Here is a 17,563-nt window from a genome sequence, read left to right on the forward strand (position 1 = left end):
CTACCCATGAAAATGCTGCTAACCTCGATCACGGCCCTCACAATAGGGGCAGGCGCTGCGCTTGCCGAAAGTCCGGCAACCGATCTGTCCAAGATGAGCTGGGATGACATTGTTGCCCAAGCGCAGGAAGAGGGCGAAGTGAGCTGGTATGTCTGGTACTTCCAGGATCGGTTCCGCCCCGTCGTCGAAGCCTTTGAGGCGGAATACGGGATCGAGGTCACGATTCCCGAAGGCACCGGGCAAGGCAACGCCGACAAGATGCTGGCCGAACGTGGTCGCGATGTTGGCGACATCGACGTCTTTGCCTGGGGCTTTAATGACTTTGACACAGTCGATGTGACCGAGCTGTTCCTGCCGCTGGATATGCTGCCCGAGGATGAGGGCCGTGTGGGCGAATTGCTGGGTGTGGACGGCAAGGGCCATGTCGTCGCCTATTGGGGCAATCAGACCGGCATCGCCTATGATCCCGCCCATGTGGACGAGGCCGACCTGCCCCAGACCGCCGACGAGATTGCTGCATTCTGGGCCGAGAACCCCGGCAAGTTCGGCTTCAATTATGAAAAGGGCGGCTCCGGCCCGTCGTTCTTTCAGAACATGATCCGCGTGACCGCCGACCTGGACATGGCGGACGGAGAGGTCAGTGACGCACGGCTGACGGCCGCGGAAAAGGGCTTTGCCCTGTTCCAGGAGCAGGCGGACGACTTTGTCGTCACCGCGTCCAATGTCGACAGCATCACGCGCCTGTCGGATGGTGAGTTGTGGATGGTGCCCGCCTGGGAAGATCACCTTGCCGGGTTGCAGAACAACGGCGAAGTGCGGGGCGACATCAAGTTCTATATCCCCGAGTTCGGCATGAACGGCGGTGGAAACGGTGTTGCGATCCCTGTGAATGCACCTAACCCCGCCGCTGCCGCGGTGTTGATCCACTGGCTCACCTCTGCTGATGTGCAGACGATGTTCAACCAGACCTTTGGCACCGCGCCGATGCACGCCGAAGCCGATGACAGCGCCGCACTGGTCCCCAATGCGCAGCGGGCGAACCAGACCGCATGGGGCGCGCAACCCTTCCGCGGCGAGCTGGAGAAGGCGTTTATCGAGCAGGTCATCCTGGAACGCTGACCGCCGCAAATATCTGCGGGCCGGTGTTTTTCATGCTGGCCCGCACCCCCCTTGAAAGAAAGATCGCAATGCGCCCCCCACTTCGCACGTTTCTGAATGACACCAGCTGGACAGGCGCCATCGTGGCGCATCGCGGCGCCTGGCATCATGCGCCGGAGAATTCCGCGCTGGCAATCAAGGAAGCCGCAGATCGCGGTTACGATTTTGTCGAACTCGATGTCCAGCAAAGCTGGGACGGTACATTGTTTTGCCTGCACGACCGCACGCTGGACCGGACGACCGACACCATTGGGGCCGCTGCCCCGCGTCTGTGGCGCGACCTGCGGCATGTGAGGCTGCGCGAGGGCATGGGTGGCGACGCCCCCCTGACGGGCGAACATATCGCCAGCCTGTCAGACGCTTTGGCCGTTGCAAAGGACCGGACTTACCTCGACATCGACACCAAGTTCCCGGATCAAATCACAGCGGTTGCGACCGCCGTGAAGGCCGCCGGTATGGAGGATCAGGTGAATTTGAAGCGCGAGGTCAACTGCCGCGCCGATTACGAGGCCCTGCGCGCGATGGAAGACGCAACTGGGATCATCGTGAAGCCGATCCTTTTTGCTGATCCGGGCACCGTTGCCCAGATCCGCGACCTGATTGTCGAAGCGCGCTTTCCCCTCGTTGAGGTGCTGTGTCGCGATATGGAGATCGTTCTGCACGTGGCCGAGGTTTGCAGTTCCGTCCAAACCGAGGTTTTTGTGAATACGCTTGATGCAATGCCGTCCTGTCCCAAAACCGACAGCCAGGCGTTGGTGGATCCGGATGCGGTTTGGGGCGCGTTGGCCCGCGCGCAGATCCGTTTGATCCAGACTGATGAACCGGCTGCCCTGTCCGCCTTTTTGAAGGCTGCTGCGTAACGAGGGGCCTCGATGCGAAGCATCACAATCAGTGCGGGTGGATGCCCGGGCGGCGGGTGTCAGTTATGTTTCCGTTCGGTCCCCGAGGTCTTGAACGGAAAAAAGGCGCATCGAGGTGCGCCCTTTCCGTTTCACAAAGCCTGCGAGATCAGATCTGTTTGGTGACCTGGGTATATTCCAGTTCGACCGGGGTTTCGCGGCCAAAGATGGACACCGTCACCTTGAGGCGCTGGTTGTCCTCGTCCACTTCCTCGACCATGCCGTCGAAATCCTCGAACGGGCCGTCGTTGACCTTGACCTTTTCGCCGATCTCGAAGCTGATCATCAGCTTGGGCGCGTCTTCGCCTTCCTGAACGCGGTTCAGGATCTGGTTCACCTCGGCGTCGCGCATGGGCATCGGGCGGCCCTGCGGACCAAGAAAGCCGGTGACGCGATTTATCGAGTTGATTAGGTGGTAGCCCTGGTCGGACATTTCCATATGCACCAGCACGTAGCCAGGCATAAAGCGGCGCTCGGTCGTGACCTTCTTGCCACGACGCACTTCGATCACTTCTTCGGTCGGGACCAGCACTTCGTCGATCTGATCCTCAAGCCCGTTTTCTTCGACCGAGGTTCGGATCTGCTCGGCGATTTTCTTTTCGAAGTTCGAAAGAACGCTGACCGAATACCACCGTTTTGCCATGTCTTGTTTGGCCCCTCGCCCGTTTGCTTTGCCGGGTGTGCGGCGTTCGTGAACCGCTGCCCGGAATAAAAAGTGGCGCGGGGCTCGAATCGCCGCGCGCCTGTGTCAGATCAGGTGTGGGAAATACTCTGCGCCATTTCAAAGTGCAAGAGGTGCGCCCCGGTCCGGTCCTAGCCGAAGGTCGTGAGGACCGTTTCCAGGCCCCAGCGGATGATGATGTCGACCAGTGCAAAGAACACGGCGGTCAGCGCGGACAGGATGAACACCATGACAGTCGTCAGGAACACCTCGCGCCGGGTCGGCCACACCACTTTCGACACTTCCGAGCGGACCTGCTGGATGAACTGAAGTGGATTGGTGGTGGCCATGGATCATGTCCTTTGCTGCGGATGGACCGCATGTAACGGCAGGACGAAATGAATTCAAGGCGGGATTGCTCCCGCCCTGGTCACTTGTGAGAGATGGCTCAGCCCTCGTGCGCCATACGGCTCAGCCGGTCGCTGACCACTTGCTGGTGGTCGATGTCGGCCCGCTGCATCGCCTGGAAGTCTGGCATGTAGAGACTGTCGACCATCCCGTCGGGAAAGATGTCGAGCACGGCGTCCCAGCGGTAGGCGAAGGTGTCGAGTTTGACGCGCAGGTCGGTGGCGCGGGCGGGGTCGCGCGCTTCGACCCGGTCGAGCCAGGCGAGCACGCCGCGCCAGATGCGGTCGGCGCCCAGCAAGAGGAACGTGCCGGCCGACAGCATCACGGCCAGCACCGCGCCGATCACGAACCAATGCGGGCGCAGGACAAACAGGAGGGCCGACAGCGCAAGGGCGATGTGGCGGGTCGTGGGTTGGAAAGTGCGGATGCGAGCGGCAAGCCCCGACACCGGGCGCAGGAGGGCCTTTGCGATCCGAGACGTCAGTCGCGGGCGGGGAACGGACGCGTCCTCCGCCTCGGCGAGGTCTGGCAGGTCTTCCGCCCGGCGGCGGGGTATGGGTGCGGTCGTTTTTTCGACAAAGGCGCGGCGGACCACCGCGGGCGTCGGGTCGGCTTGCGCGGGAACCGTGTCGGTGTCGTCGGTCAGGACCGAGCGGATCATCGACATCGTCTCTTCCTCGCTTGCGGTGTGAGATTGACCGGGGATCAATGTGTACTTCATCTGGCAGCTTCCTTGCCCCGTTACCAATCGGGGCTCTCTTTACCGGCCCGGGCAGATCGGGCGTGTGATAGGGGCCGCGTCACGCGGTTGAGGCGAAGCTAGGGCCGGAATAAGGGCGGTCGGTGTCAGGGATGTGGCGAGAATGTGGCACTGTGGACCGGGGCGAGACAGTCCTTGGCGGCCTCGCCGGACTGTTTCGACCTTGCGCGGATTGTGTCGCAAGTGTGCAGCGCCCGTTCACAGTTTCGGCGCATTCGGCGACTCAGAGTCTGTGATATTTAGGCAGGCCGCACGCACGTTTGCGCACGGTCTGCCTAGGTTGGGTTGGTCACGTCACTCAATGTCGTATCGTGCAGCTATAGTGCTACCCGCCCGGAACATCGCGACGCCGTCTGGGTCTCAGGCCGCCTTGCGGATGTCGGCCAACGCTTCGAACACGAGGTCGGCCGTTTTCTGAGCGGAGGCCGGGTTTTGACCGGTCACGAGATTGCCGTCGCGCAGGGCGAAGGGTTCGAAATCCGGTGCCGCCTCGTGCTTGGCGCCAAGTTCTTTCAGCCGGGATTCCAGCAAGAACGGCACGGCGTCTTGCAAGCCGACGGCGTGTTCCTCGCTGTCGGTGAAGGCAGCGATGCGGCGCCCTTGAACCAGCGGCGTGCCGTCCTCGGCCTTGGGGCCGACCAGTGCTGCGGGTCCATGGCAGACGGCAGCGACGACTTTGCCCGCGCGGTCAAACGCCTCGATCAGCGCGTGCAGGTCCGCATCATTCGGGTAATCGAACATCGTGCCGTGACCGCCCGGCAGGAACAACGCGTCGAACCCGGCGGGGTCGATATCGGTAAAGCGGGGCGTGGCGCCGACCTCGTCCTGCACCTCCTTGTCCTTGAGGTAGCGTTCGACCGAGGCGTCATTCTCGCCCTCTGGCGCGATGCTGCGCAGGTCGACGGGGATCGCACCGCCCCGGATCGAGGCCAGCGTCACCTGTGCGCCCGCGTCGGTGAAGGCGTAGAATGGCGTTGTCAGCTCTTCGAGCCAGAGGCCGGTCGCTTCGCCATTGTCCATCTGCGCGGCGGACGTGGCGATCATCAGGATGTTTGCATTGGTCATACGAGTGTCTCCTTGTGCTGTGGGGTTGACGCAAGAGGTAGACATTTCGTTCCATAATGAAACCAAAGCTGATTTACCCACATCTATAAATTTCCTTATGTCTATCCCATGAACCTGCAGACCCTCAGATCCTTTGTGGAAGTACACCGCCGTGGTTCCATCAGCGACGCGGCGCGGGGCCTTGGACTGACCCAACCAGCGGTGTCCCAACATGTCGCTGCGCTTGAGGCCCAGCTTGGGCGCCCCCTGTTCGTGCGGCGCGCGCGGGGCATGGCGCCGACGCCGCTGGCGGACGACCTGGCCCAACAGATCGGCGACGGCCTAGACCGGGCCGAGGCGGCGCTTGCCACGCTCAAGGCGCGCTCCACAAGTCTGACAGGAACGGTGCATATCGCGGGACCTGCGGAATTGATGGCCGAGTGGATGGCGCAGCCCCTGTCGGCCCTGTGGCAGGCCGGGTTGCAGATCAGGCTGCAATTCGGTGGGCGTGACGCGCTTTATGATATGCTGCGTGGGGGTCGGGTCGATCTGGCCTGTACTGCGTCCAAGCCTGCCGATCCCCAACTGGATGCGGCGCGGATCGGGTCCGAGCGTTTGTTGCTGGTGGCCGCCCCGGCGCTTGCCGCGCGACTGAACGATGCGGCAGATCTACAGACCGCGCTGCGGCAGGAGGGGTATGTGAGTTATGACAGCAACCTGCCCCTGATCCGAACGTGGTGTGCGGCCAATGGGATCGACCTGGGCCCCGTCATGCCTGTCGTGACCGCACCAGACATTCGCGCGTTGCGCGCCTATGCCGAGGCGGGCGCCGGTTGGTCCGTTATCCCGGACTATCTGTGCGTGCGCGCGCTGGACGAAAGGACGCTGGTTGAAGTTGCGGCTCCCGCGGAGACACCGGAGGCGTCGTTTTATCTGGTGTGGAACAAAAGCGCGCTCAGACACCCGCGTGTGGCGTTTGCACGGCAAACTCTTCTGGACGCTATGCAGGAGGGGTAGATCGAAGCGTGGCAGGGGCAGCAGGGTTCGAACCCGCGACCTACGGTTTTGGAGACCGTCGCTCTACCAGCTGAGCTATACCCCTTCACGCTGGACTGGATTACGCGCCAGTCCGGCGCTTTGCAAGGGCGAAATCAGGCGGCCGTGCGTGTCGCGCTGTAGCTTTCCGATTGCACGATGCCAGCATCGAACAGGTGCGCGATTTCGGTGTCTGTCAGTCGGGCGATGTCACCCAGCACTTCCTCGGTATGCGCGCCGAGAGACGGGGCCGCCTGTGCAGGCGACCGGTCTGCCGCGCCGAAGGTGGCCGGGTGGCGCGGCACCGGGTAGGTGCCCAAGCCCGGTTGGTGCAGGATGTCGAACATCGGGTTGTCCGAGCTGAGATCAGCATCGTCCGCCAACGCTTCGCGCACTGTGCGGAACTCGGACCATGTAAGGCCTGCCGCATCGAATTCGGTGCGGAATTCGCGCACGCGGCGTGCCGCGAACCATGGGCGCAGGATATCGGTGATCTCGGCCCGGCGGCGCCAGCGCTCGCCCTCGTCCGCGAGAGAAATTCCATAGCGCCGTTCCATCGCCTGCATGGCATTTTCGGTGCCGGTGGCCTTCACCAGCCCGCGCCATTGTCGGCCCGTCAATCCGATGACCATGATGCGGCGGCCGTCGGCGCAGACGAAATCCTGTCCGTAAGCGCCGTAAAGCGCATTGCCCGCCTTGGTCCGATCCGTCGGGTTCAGCGTGGCATCGCCCAGCATCCCGAGGTGCCCCATGGTGGCGGCGGCGACGTCCTTGAGCGCCAGTTCCACCTTTTGCCCTTCGCCCGTGCGCAGGCGGTGCCGCTCTGCCGTCAGCAGGGCGGACACACACATGTTGCCCGCGATCAGGTCCCATGCGGGCAAGGCGTGCGCCACCGGGTCACGCGACCCTTCGGGCCCTGTCATGTGCGGAATGCCAAGCGCCGGGTTGACCGTGTAGTCCACTTGCGGGCGGCCATGGCGGTCGCCCTTGAGCGTGACACTGACGATGTCGTCGCGCAGCGTGCAAAGTGTTTCATGGTCAAGCCAGCCCCGTGCCGGCAGGTTTGTCAGGAAGAGGCCCGCGTCGTCGCCGGGTGCAGCCACCAGTTGCTGCACAAGGGCCTGCCCCTCCGGATGGCGTGTATCGACAGCTACGGATTTCTTGCCCTTGTTCATACCGGCCCAGAACAGGCTTTGTCCCGAGGGTGCGAGCGGCCAGCGCCCGGCATCAAGCCCACCGCCAAGGCGGTCGATACGGATCACGTCAGCACCCATCTGGGCGAGGGTCATGCCAGCGAGCGGCACGGCGACAAAGGCGGCGTGTTCGACGACACGCATTCCGGTCAAAAGGGTCATTGAGTGCCTCCAAACATGGCTGTGGCTTGCATACCTTGGTGGCCATTTTGGCCGGTGAAGAGCGACAGGATGCCATCATCATCGGTGCTGCAGATTTCGACGGGCGTTCCAGCAAAGAGCGGATGCACCGCGCGGAAGTCGAAGAACAGGGGCGGCTGACCTGCCTTTTCGGTGGCGTGGCGCATCAGAAGGGCCGCTTGCAACGGGCCGTGCACGACGAGGCCGGGATATTTTTCGACCCGTTGTGCGTAGTCCAGATCGTAGTGGATTCGATGCGCATTGAACGTCACGGCTGAGTAGCGAAACAACAATGCCGGTGATGCGTCGAGCCGTTCGCTAACGTCCGATGGCATGGGACGTTTCTTGGGAGGTGTGAAGTGTTCGGGCATCGGGAGGTAGACGATGTCCTGACGTTCTTCGATGGCAAGGCCCTGCGGGCCGGTGATTGTGTGATCGAGCGTAACAAACGCCATGGGCCCGGTGTCGGTCGTCTTGGTATCGACGGACCGGACTGCGGTATGGCGTTGCAGCGTGTCGCCCACTTTGATCGGTGCGTGAAAGCTGAGCGCGCCACCTGCCCACATACGCCGCGGCAGACCAAGTGGGGGCAGCAGCGCGCCGGGAGCAGGATGTCCATCGGTGCCAAGATGTTCAACATGGCTCATGGGTGGAAAGGCGGCCCAGTGCCAAAGCGGCGGCAGGAGTGCGCCAGCATGAGGTGCCGCCTCGTTCGACCGTCCGATGGTGGCATGCAGCTTGGTAGCCATCGCGTCGTCGATACACCCCATGTCGGATGCGCATTTTCCGACCCACGCCGCTGTGTTGATCTGATCCATCAAATGTCCTCCCGTGCCAAGCAAATTGCGCGCCGAAAAGGAAAAAATCAATATATTTTAATGGCTTAGCGGGATACCATCGTATACCGTCCGGCTGACTTTGCAGGTGCAGCACGAAGAGAAGTCTTGGATTTCAGCCACTTTGGTCGCGCTTTCGCAGATGCAGAATGCACAGCAGATCGTGCCAAAAAGTTCGTCTTATGCGGGTTGATCGTCAGCTTTGCGGCACATGAGACCCGCCGGAACAGAGCAATCCGGCGCAGAATGATTCCGCGATCTTCCTCGTCGCTTGCGGAAACCAGGTTCGGCGCACTGCGTCGAGCAACACAGCTTCGACATCTTTGTATCGCCCTTCGGCCGCGTCGATGAACGCCACGTCATACAACGGACAACGCGCGTCCGGATCGAGGGCACGGGCCTTCCGCGCAGGCCCGCCGGATACATCGGCCTGATGCTGCGCAACATAGTTTGCGACGACCATGGCCCGGCGGTCGTTTTCCAGATCAAGGTTCGCCCTCGCCCGCCAGAGATGCGCATGTGCGGGTACTTGGCCCGTGTCGATCACCCTGTTCAGGCGCGCCAGCGCAGCACCGGTCGCCCCTTGATGGTACGGGGCAACGCCACCCGCATGGAGGGTCGAGGGATCCTCGTCGTCATATCGCAACGCCGGTTCAGGGAGTTTCCCGCCTTCTTTCGGGCGACCAGAGTCAGTAACGAACCAGGCTTTTTCACGACGGGCCCCCCTGGTGTTCGCGGGACATCGCGAGAGCAATGTCAATCAGCGTCAGGGGGCGGCCAGATGACGCGAGACCGGCAAAGGACCGGGCCACTGCACCTGTGTCGCGTGTATCGGCATTGGGCGCAGACGCACGCGCCAGTGCAGTTTCGCAGATTGCAATCAACTTGTCCGGCGGTTCGCTTTCCTCAAGACATGCAGGAGCCTCACCTTTCTGGCTGGCGGAGAGGATCGGAAAAAAGAGCCAATTGGCATAACGACATTCCGGCTGGCAGGGTGCCGACAAAAGGAGATTTCAAATATTCGCCCAGGTTTGACGCACCCTGGCAAGGATCTTCTGACAAAAAATGAAAAGGCCGCGCATTTGCGCGGCCCCTTACGTGTTTTGTCCGGGGCGGATCGGGATCCGCCTTGCGATTGGTACTCAGCTTGCCACCGTGGTGCTGCGGCTCTGCTCCCGTGACCTTTGCTGTGCAAAGGCACCGTCGCAGGGGCCGCCCACGGGTCGCGGCAAGCGCGACCGATTACTCAGTAATCTTGGACACCACGCCGGCGCCGACGGTGCGGCCGCCTTCGCGGATCGCGAAGCGCAGGCCGTTTTCCATCGCGATCGGCGCGATCAGCTCGACGCCGAACGACACGTTGTCGCCGGGCATCACCATCTCGGTGCCCTCGGCCAGCTGAACCGTGCCCGTCACATCCGTCGTGCGGAAGTAGAACTGCGGACGGTAGTTCGCGAAGAACGGCGTGTGACGGCCACCCTCTTCCTTGGTCAGGATATAGGCTTCGGCCTCGAACTTCGTGTGCGGCTTGACCGAACCGGGCTTGCACAGCACCTGGCCGCGCTCGACCGCTTCACGGTCGATCCCGCGCAAGAGCGCGCCGATGTTGTCGCCCGCTTCACCGCGGTCCAGCAGCTTGCGGAACATTTCAACGCCCGTGCAGGTCGTTTTCTGCGTGTCCTTGATGCCGACGATCTCGATCTCGTCGCCCACATTGATCACGCCACGTTCCACACGACCGGTCACAACCGTGCCGCGGCCGGAGATCGAGAACACGTCCTCGACCGGCATCAGGAAGGGCTGGTCCACCGCACGCTCGGGCGTCGGGATGAACTCGTCCACGGCCGCCATCAGCTTGCGGATCGCCTCTTCGCCGATCTCGGGGTTGTTGCCTTCCATCGCCGCCAGGGCCGAACCGGGGATGACCGGAATGTCGTCGCCGGGATACTCGTAGCTGTCCAGAAGCTCGCGGATTTCCATCTCGACCAGCTCCAGCAGCTCTTCGTCGTCGACCTGGTCCACCTTGTTCATGAACACGACCATGGTGGGGATGCCCACCTGGCGGCCCAGCAGGATGTGCTCGCGCGTTTGCGGCATCGGGCCGTCCGCGGCGTTCACGACCAGGATCGCGCCGTCCATCTGGGCGGCACCGGTGATCATGTTCTTGACGTAGTCGGCGTGGCCGGGGCAGTCGACATGGGCGTAGTGGCGGTTCTCGGTCTCGTATTCCACGTGCGCGGTCGAGATCGTGATCCCGCGCGCCTTCTCTTCGGGCGCGCCGTCAATCTGGTCATATGCCTGGAAATCACCGAAATACTTCGTGATCGCCGCCGTCAGCGTCGTCTTGCCGTGGTCAACATGCCCAATCGTGCCAATGTTAACGTGCGGCTTCGTACGTTCAAACTTTTCCTTTGCCATCTTGTCAGACGCCCTTTGTTGATCTGGGGACCGCGCCCCTTGCTTCACTTCGCGCGGCATGTATTGCGATTGAAAGGGAAAATCAAGCGCGGTTGGGCACAGTCCAAGGCGCAACTGACAGCAGCCTGAGAAGCCGAAGCACTGGTGCGATTGACCTACAGTGCGGCAGGCACTTCGGGGTTGGCATCAGCATCAATATCGGTGGGCGTGGCAACGGCTGTCGGGTCGGGTGTGAACCAGCCCTCTTCCCTGCTTTGGCGCACAAGGAAGCGTTCAACCGCCTTGGCGGCGTTCTGACTGAGTTCCTTGAGCTGTTCCTCTGCCGTCATGGTGTAGCCGGTGCCGATGATAGGCGCGGTGCCAAAGGTTTCGAGCACGGTGACCTGTTCGGGTTCGTCGTTCAGCTTGCCGCCCGCGGCGTCGTCCCAGACCGTGACGTTGAGGATCAGCGCCGATTTGGGCGCCAGCACGAGCGGGATGCCCGGTTGCGCCAGCACGTACCCTTCAACCGAGATGCCGAAATGGTAGCGGCTGGCCCCGTCATAGCGCCCGAACCGTTCGGCCATGGCCGACTTGACGGCGTCGGTCAGTTCCGCCTCGGTCGCCGGGCGGCTGAGCGGGCCGCGCTGCGCGTTTTCGGCCACGACGATATTGTGCACAAGCCGGAAATCACCCAGCGGCACGGGGGCCTCATCCAAATCGCGATTGCTGGCGCATGCCGACAGCGCGGCCATCATCACAAGGCCCAAGACCCAACGCATCATTCCTGCACTCTCCCCGTTCTTGTTGCCCCCCGATAGCGCAGGTGCGGCGTTGGCGCAATTGTCCGGTGCGGACGCGTCCCTATATGACGTAAGGAACGGAGGGAGACATGCCCGATACCGCCCTGCCCCGCCCGCTGCCCGTGCGCGTTCCGCTGGTCAACGAGGAATGGGGGATCTGGAAAAGCCTGCAAATGGCGCGCAGCAACGTGCTGCGCATCATTCCAGAGCTGTCGACGCGCCTGCCGATCGTGTCGGGCAAGACCGGCAAGCGGTGGCACATGGTCACCGATCCTGCGGGCATCAAGCGGATGGTGCTGGACAATCTGGACATCTATCCGAAATCCGTTGTGACCAAGAACCTGCTGAAGCCTGCCATTGGCGAGTCGATCTTTATCGCCGAGGGCGCCGATTGGCGCTGGCAGCGGCGCACGGCGGCCCCGGTGTTCACCCATCGCAACATGATGAACCTGGCGCCCATCATGACAGGTGCCGCTGAACGCTGTGCCGATCGGATCGCCGCCGCAGGACCGCGTGCCGTGAACCTGCTGGACGAGATGGTGAACACGACCTTTGACGTCATTGCCGACGTCACCTTTTCCGGTGGAGAGGCGTTCGACCGGTCTGGCGTGCACCGCGCCATCGAGGATTACATCTCTGAGGCGGGCAAGATTTCCCTCTTTGATATTCTGGGCGCGCCGGATTGGGTGCCGCGCCCGGGCCGGGTCGTGTCCGGTCAGGCGATGCGAGAAACAAAGGCCGTGGCCGACCGCGCCATCGAGGAGCGCGCGGCGCGGGGCCACGACGGCGTGCCTGATCTGCTGGACCTGCTGCTGGCGGGCGAAGATCCGAAATCCGGGCGCAAGATGACCACGGCCGAGCTGCGCGACAATCTGTTGACCTTTATCGTGGCGGGGCATGAGACGACCGCCCTGACGCTGGCCTGGTCGATGTATTTGCTGGCCTTTGATCCCGCCATCCAGGATCGGGCGCGGGCCGAGGCGCAGGCCGTTTTGCAGGGCCGTGCGGCGACCGGCGAGGATGTGGAACATCTGCCCTTTATCCGCTGCATCATTGACGAGGCGCTGCGCCTCTATCCACCTGCGGGGATGGTGTCGCGCACGGCGATGGAAGACGATGTGCTGTGCGGGCGTGAGATCCGAAAGGGCGACACGTGTATCATCCCGATCTATGCGCTGCACCGGTCTAAACTGCTGTGGGACGATCCGGATACCTTTGATCCCGACCGCTTTGCCGACCGAAAGTCGGTGGACCGATATGCCTATATGCCCTTCGGGGATGGCCCACGCATCTGCATCGGCGCGTCCTTTGCCCTGCAGGAGGCGGTCATCATCCTGGCCACGGTGATCAGCCGTTTCCGGTTCACACCCGTGCCCGGAAAGGAGCCAGAGCCGGTGATGATCCTGACCCTGCGCCCCGAGGGGGGCGTTTGGCTAACGGCAGAACCGGCCTAGTCCTCGCAGATTGCTTGCAGGGCGGCCCATTGGTCTTCTGTCAGGACCGGGGTCCATGTTTGCCCGTCTGGCACGGCGGCTTCCGCGCGGTCGATCCGGTCGGAGAGCGACGGGTGCGACAGGAAATGCGCGACGATCCCGTCTGATTCGCCGTGCTCATCCTTGAGCCGCTGGAACATATCGCCAAGGGCGGCGGGCGATATGCCGGCCTGTTCGAGGGCGGCGTGGGCAAAGGTATCCGCCGCCTCTTCGGCCCCTTGGGTGTAATTCGCGTCAATCAACCGTTCGGCGAGGAACAGGACCACAGCGCCACCCGCGAAGTCGCCGAAGAGGAGGCCCAGCACCCCGATGCTGCCTGCCGACCGCAGGGCGTGGCGGGTGGGGTCGCGGCTGACCACGTGGCCCAATTCGTGGGCAAAGACAGCGGCCACCTCCTCGGGCGTTTCGGCCGCGTCGATCAGGCCGCGGAAGAAGACGACATAGCCGCCGGGCAATGCGAAGGCGTTGATCATGCGGTGGTTGAGGACAAAGACCGAGATTTCGGTCCCTTCGGGCATGGCGGGAGCGAAAATGGCCGCCATGTCGTCCAGTGCGGCACGCCCTTCGTGCGCTTCGCAGATACGCAGGGGGCCGAGCGCGTCGTTGCCGAGTGCATCGCGGATCTGGTTGAACGTCGCCTCGCCCAATGCCCGTTCGGCGCGGGGCGGGATGAAGTTGGCCAGTTGATCGGCCATCAGCGGGATCAGCACGCCGATTTGCAGGGCAACGGCAGCGACAGCGCCCGTTGCCCACAGCGCCAATCGCCCGCGCCCTTCGGGCGGCGCTGCACGATGCAGGTTGGGCAGGGGTGGCAACGTGCCTGCATTGGGCACATAGAGCCGCGCAACCGGATCAGTGGTGAGCCGCAGGACGGTGTCGATCCCGGCGGGATGGTCCTCGACCGCGCGCACATCTGCGACGGGCCAATTGATGTCGGCGGCGTCCTCACGCGCAAGCACCAGATGGGCCCGATCAGAAGACGGCATCACGTAGACCGGCACCGGCGTCGGCGTGTCACCGTCGAAATAGGTTGCCTTGGTCATATCGCGGCCCCCAGATCAAGCGCTTCGGCAAAGCCTTCAGCCTCGGCAAACTCATCGCGGGCGACCTGGCTGATGTCGGTCAGCCCGTCATTTTCCGGCAGCGACAGGGTCGATGCCATATGGCGCATGAGCGGGAAGGTAACAAAGGTATTGTAGACCACCGACCACAGCAGAAACACGGCAAAATAGAGGATAACAGAGGCGGTGATGGACACCCATCTGGGGATGCCCGCAATCGCATCCGCGTCAATGCCACCGATCTGGTTCAAGATGTTGAAGCCCACGACCGGGATCATCAACAGCAGGATCAGCAGAATGCCGAAGACAAGGACCAGATAGGCGAGCGTTGTCCCGCCCGCATAAATGCCCGCAACGCGGGTGGTGCGCAGGTTCGAAGTGAAGGTGATGCCCGGGGAAGACTTGTGATTGGCCATCACCCGCCGCGCGCCAAAGATGTAGTGCACCACACCGAAATAGACCGCCCCGAAGAGCGGGATCAAAAGCCACATGCGCCAGACCGCCTGTGGCGGGGTCAAGCTCAGATTGCCATTTGACGGATCCCGGCTCTGATCACCGGTTTCGATTTCCATCCCGAATGCACCCTCCAGAAACCCGCGCACGAATAGATCAAGCACCGGGCCGACGGGCTGAAGCACCATGACCCACAGCGTCCAGAGGCCGCAGGCGACCAGCGCCGCAATCAAGGGCACGGCAGGGCGGTAGAGCATCGTCCAGCGCCCGCCCTGGGTCAGCTTGGCCGAGCCGAAAAAGGTCCGATCCGTCCGGTACTTTTCAAGATAGAATGTCATGCGCGGCCAGAGCAGCCCCAGCGTGCAGATCGTGATCAGCCAATGCACGCAGGCCCGCCAGGCATAGCCCCATGCCCCGGGCTCAAGGCCAAAGCGCACACCGCGCCAACGGGTGCGTCCCAGCACATAGCGCCGCGCACGGTAGCGGGCGTAGAACCACAGCGGGATCACACCGAGGAAGCTGAGGAAGTAGCCCGCGACGTTGCCGTCAAACAGCGAGAAACTGACGAACATCAGGATCAGGTTCACGACCCCGATGTAAAAGGTAAGGATCACCACAGCGATGAAAAACCCAAGCAGCTTCTCCCACGGGTCGCCCACATATTCCATCGGGTGCCCACCGGGGCGGATGGATGACCAGAAATAGCGGCGCAGGCGCGTCTTCATCCAGAAGCGGTAAAAGCCCAGCGTGAGGATCGACCAGAAGCCGGTTTTCAGGGCCAGCCAGAACACGGCGCCCCGGCGACCGACAAAACCAACCGGCAAAGCACCGTCAGGTGAATTTATTGTCCCTTGGGAAGCCGCGGGGGGCCATCCGCCCGGTGCCTGCGCGCCGTCCGCGCCACTCGGCAAGGTCGGTTTCGGTTCTTGTTCGTCCTGCGGGGTCGAGCCAGCTGAGCCCGTCTGCCAGGGTGAAGGTGGTTGCATCGCTCAGCCCCCCGTCCTTGTACTTTTGCAGACGCACACCTTTGCCCCGCGCCATTTCGGGCAATTCTTCCAGTCCAAAGACCAACACTTTGCGGTTTTCACCCACTACGGCGATACAGTCGCCGCCAGCAGGTTTGCACACCGCCATCTTCACATCGCCGCGCACGTTCAGCACCTGTTTGCCGGTGCGCGTCTGAGCGATCACCTCGTCCTCGGGTACGATAAAGCCGTCCCCCGCCGTCGATGCCACCAAAAGCTTACGACCCGGTTTATGGGTCAAAAGCGAATGGATCTGCACCTCGTTCGGCAAGTCTACCATCAGGCGCAGCGGTTCGCCCATACCGCGCCCGCCCGGCAGGTTCGATGCGGACAGCGTGTAAAACCGCCCGTTCGAGCCGACGACGATCAGCCGGTCGGTTGTTTCGGCGTGGAATATAAACCGGGGGCCGTCGCCGTCCTTGAACTTCAACTCACGGGTCAGGTCTATATGCCCCGTCATCGCGCGGATCCAACCCATCTGGCTGCACACCACCGTGATGGGCTCGCGGTCGATCATCGCCTCAAGCGGGACATCTTCGACCTCGCCCGCTTCGGCAAATGTCGTGCGACGCGCGCCGCCTTCGTAGTCCTTGCCAAACTTCTTTTTCGTCTCGCGCAACTGGTCCGCGATGGCCTCCCATTGCAGGTCTTCGCTGTCGAGTAGGTCTTCGAGCCCAGCGCGTTCTTCCATCAACTCGGATTGCTCGCGCAGCAGCTCCATCTCTTCCAAGCGGCGCAGGCTGCGCAGGCGCATGTTCAGGATCGCCTCGACCTGCACCTCAGACAGTTCCCCATCACCCGGACCGGGTGGTATGTAGTCCGCCTCGGTCATGGCGCGGGCGTGGTCCTTACCCCAATCCTCGCGCATCAGCGCGGCCTTGGGGTCGTCATCGTAGCGGATGATGTCGATCACGCGGTCGAGGTTGAGGAAGGCGACGATCAGCCCCTCAAGCACCTCCAACCTGTGGTCGATCTTTTCCATCCGGTGCTGGCTGCGCCGGATCAGCACCTCCCGGCGGAAATCAAGGAAGGCACGCAGCACTTCCTTCATCGAACAGACCTTGGGCGTGACGCCGTCGATCAGGACGTTCATGTTGAGGCTGAACCGCACCTCAAGGTCCGAGTTGCGGTAGAGCATGCCCATCAGCACGTCCGGGTCCACGTTCTTGGACCGGGGTTCAAGGATCAGGCGAATGTCGTCGGCGGACTCGTCCCGGACATCGCCAAGGATCGGCACCTTTTTGGTCTGGATGACCTCGGCCAGCTTTTCGATCAGCTTGGACTTCTGGACCTGATACGGGATTTCGGTCACGACAATCTGCCACTGGCCGCGGCCCAGATCCTCGACCTCGTAGCGGCAGCGCAGGCGGAAGCCGCCCTTGCCCGTGCGGTAGGCTTGCGCGATGGCCTCGGGCGGCTCGACGATGATGCCCCCTGTGGGGAAATCGGGGCCGGGCACGTAATTCAGCAGCGTGTCGTCGCGCGCATCGGGCGTCTTGATCAGATGCAGGCAGGCGTCGCACAGCTCGGCAATGTTGTGGGGCGGGATGTTGGTTGCCATGCCGACGGCGATGCCGCTTGAGCCATTGGCCAACAGGTTCGGAAACTGCGCGGGCAGCACAACCGGTTCCGTCAGCGTGCCATCGTAGTTTTCGCGGAAATCGACGGCGTTTTCGTTCAGCCCCTCCAGCAGCGCCTCGGCCACCGCCGTCATCCGCGCCTCGGTATAGCGGGAGGCGGCCGGGTTATCGCCGTCGATATTGCCGAAGTTCCCCTGCCCGTCCACCAGGGGGTAGCGCACGTTGAAGTCCTGCGCGAGCCGCGCCATCGCATCATAGATCGCCGCATCGCCATGCGGGTGATAGTTGCCCATCACGTCGCCCGAAATCTTGGCCGACTTCCGAAAACCACCGGTCGAGGACAGGCGCAATTCCCGCATCGCGAACAGGATGCGCCGGTGCACGGGTTTCAAACCGTCGCGCGCATCGGGCAGCGCGCGGTGCATGATCGTGGACAGGGCATAGGTCAGATACCGCTCCCCCAGCGCGCGGCGCAGCGGTTCGCTGAGGTCCATGTTGGGGGTGTCGGTCTGATCGGCCATAGATGGTGTGTAGCGGCCCCCTTCGTCAGGAACAAGCGGTCAGGTGAATGATCTGC

16 protein-coding genes and 1 tRNA gene are annotated in these 17,563 nt (G+C 62.7%); 4 read left to right on the forward strand and 13 right to left on the reverse strand.

Features of this window, described 5'->3' with window-relative positions; genetic code table 11:
- Positions 1-6: 6 nt before the first annotated feature.
- Together BWR18_RS13425 and BWR18_RS13430 are read left to right on the forward strand one after the other, a co-directional pair.
- The gene (locus BWR18_RS13425; protein WP_076628940.1) at positions 7-1,119 is read left to right on the forward strand and encodes an extracellular solute-binding protein; all 1,113 of its coding nucleotides are present in this window, start codon (positions 7-9) and stop codon (positions 1,117-1,119) included.
- Between the two features lie 68 nt (positions 1,120-1,187).
- The gene (locus BWR18_RS13430; RefSeq protein ID WP_076630314.1) at positions 1,188-2,018 is read left to right on the forward strand and encodes a glycerophosphodiester phosphodiesterase family protein; all 831 of its coding nucleotides are present in this window, start codon (positions 1,188-1,190) and stop codon (positions 2,016-2,018) included.
- A gap of 148 nt (positions 2,019-2,166) precedes the next feature.
- Here the strand turns inward: BWR18_RS13430 and nusG are convergent, their stop codons facing one another.
- The 4 genes from nusG to BWR18_RS13450 all read right to left on the reverse strand — a co-directional run bounded on the left by nusG (position 2,167) and on the right by BWR18_RS13450 (position 4,951).
- Positions 2,167-2,700 (reverse strand): transcription termination/antitermination protein NusG, encoded by a 534-nt coding sequence (gene nusG / locus BWR18_RS13435; protein ID WP_076628942.1) that lies wholly within the window; start codon positions 2,698-2,700, stop codon positions 2,167-2,169.
- Positions 2,701-2,870: 170 nt separating this feature from the next.
- The gene (gene secE, locus BWR18_RS13440; RefSeq protein ID WP_039689783.1) at positions 2,871-3,068 is read right to left on the reverse strand and encodes a preprotein translocase subunit SecE; all 198 of its coding nucleotides are present in this window, start codon (positions 3,066-3,068) and stop codon (positions 2,871-2,873) included.
- Between the two features lie 98 nt (positions 3,069-3,166).
- Positions 3,167-3,847, reverse strand: coding sequence for a hypothetical protein (locus BWR18_RS13445; RefSeq protein WP_076628944.1), 681 nt, complete (start codon positions 3,845-3,847; stop codon positions 3,167-3,169).
- A gap of 399 nt (positions 3,848-4,246) precedes the next feature.
- Positions 4,247-4,951 carry a type 1 glutamine amidotransferase domain-containing protein gene (locus BWR18_RS13450; RefSeq protein WP_076628945.1) on the reverse strand — a complete coding sequence of 235 codons (705 nt, stop codon included), beginning with the start codon at positions 4,949-4,951 and terminating at the stop codon, positions 4,247-4,249.
- A 108-nt stretch (positions 4,952-5,059) separates the two neighbouring features.
- On the opposite strand from BWR18_RS13450, the gene BWR18_RS13455 reads away from it, so the two are divergent.
- Entirely contained in the window at positions 5,060-5,947 is an 888-nt protein-coding gene (locus BWR18_RS13455; protein ID WP_076628947.1) for a LysR family transcriptional regulator, read from the forward strand.
- 9 nt (positions 5,948-5,956) lie between these two features.
- Here the strand turns inward: BWR18_RS13455 and BWR18_RS13460 are convergent.
- The 6 genes from BWR18_RS13460 to BWR18_RS13490 all read right to left on the reverse strand — a co-directional run bounded on the left by BWR18_RS13460 (position 5,957) and on the right by BWR18_RS13490 (position 11,356).
- Positions 5,957-6,032, reverse strand: a tRNA-Trp gene (locus tag BWR18_RS13460).
- Positions 6,033-6,081: 49 nt separating this feature from the next.
- A complete protein-coding gene (locus tag BWR18_RS13465; protein WP_076628949.1) occupies positions 6,082-7,320 on the reverse strand; it encodes a CoA transferase in 1,239 nt (412 codons plus the stop codon).
- A complete protein-coding gene (locus tag BWR18_RS13470) occupies positions 7,317-8,156 on the reverse strand; it encodes an FAS1-like dehydratase domain-containing protein (protein WP_076628951.1) in 840 nt (279 codons plus the stop codon). The genes BWR18_RS13465 and BWR18_RS13470 overlap by 4 nt, the downstream gene beginning before the upstream one ends.
- A gap of 214 nt (positions 8,157-8,370) precedes the next feature.
- Positions 8,371-8,820, reverse strand: a complete 450-nt coding sequence (locus BWR18_RS13475; protein ID WP_076628952.1) for a hypothetical protein — start codon at positions 8,818-8,820, stop codon at positions 8,371-8,373.
- Positions 8,821-9,416: 596 nt separating this feature from the next.
- On the reverse strand, positions 9,417-10,592 hold the full coding sequence (gene tuf, locus BWR18_RS13485; RefSeq protein ID WP_076628877.1) for an elongation factor Tu: 1,176 nt from the start codon (positions 10,590-10,592) through the stop codon (positions 9,417-9,419).
- 155 nt (positions 10,593-10,747) lie between these two features.
- The gene (locus BWR18_RS13490; RefSeq protein ID WP_076628956.1) at positions 10,748-11,356 is read right to left on the reverse strand and encodes a hypothetical protein; all 609 of its coding nucleotides are present in this window, start codon (positions 11,354-11,356) and stop codon (positions 10,748-10,750) included.
- Positions 11,357-11,463: 107 nt separating this feature from the next.
- Here BWR18_RS13490 and BWR18_RS13495 point away from each other — a divergent pair, with 107 nt between their 5' ends.
- Positions 11,464-12,828 (forward strand): cytochrome P450, encoded by a 1,365-nt coding sequence (locus BWR18_RS13495; protein WP_076628957.1) that lies wholly within the window; start codon positions 11,464-11,466, stop codon positions 12,826-12,828.
- Here BWR18_RS13495 and BWR18_RS13500 read toward each other — a convergent pair.
- From BWR18_RS13500 to BWR18_RS13510, 3 genes are read right to left on the reverse strand one after another with little or no spacing between them, the layout of a single operon-like run.
- The gene (locus tag BWR18_RS13500; RefSeq protein WP_076628959.1) at positions 12,825-13,910 is read right to left on the reverse strand and encodes a M48 family metallopeptidase; all 1,086 of its coding nucleotides are present in this window, start codon (positions 13,908-13,910) and stop codon (positions 12,825-12,827) included. The genes BWR18_RS13495 and BWR18_RS13500 overlap by 4 nt on opposite strands.
- A complete protein-coding gene (locus BWR18_RS13505; RefSeq protein WP_076628960.1) occupies positions 13,907-15,205 on the reverse strand; it encodes a DUF898 family protein in 1,299 nt (432 codons plus the stop codon). Before BWR18_RS13505 ends, BWR18_RS13500 begins: the two co-directional genes overlap by 4 nt.
- Before the next feature lie 7 nt (positions 15,206-15,212).
- Positions 15,213-17,507: a DNA topoisomerase IV subunit A gene (locus BWR18_RS13510; protein ID WP_076628962.1), complete on the reverse strand. Its 2,295-nt coding sequence runs from the start codon at positions 17,505-17,507 to the stop codon at positions 15,213-15,215.
- Between the last annotated feature and the right edge of the window lie 56 nt (positions 17,508-17,563).

Source organism: Tateyamaria omphalii (assembly GCF_001969365.1).
GTDB classification, from domain to species: Bacteria; Pseudomonadota; Alphaproteobacteria; order Rhodobacterales; family Rhodobacteraceae; genus Tateyamaria; species Tateyamaria omphalii_A.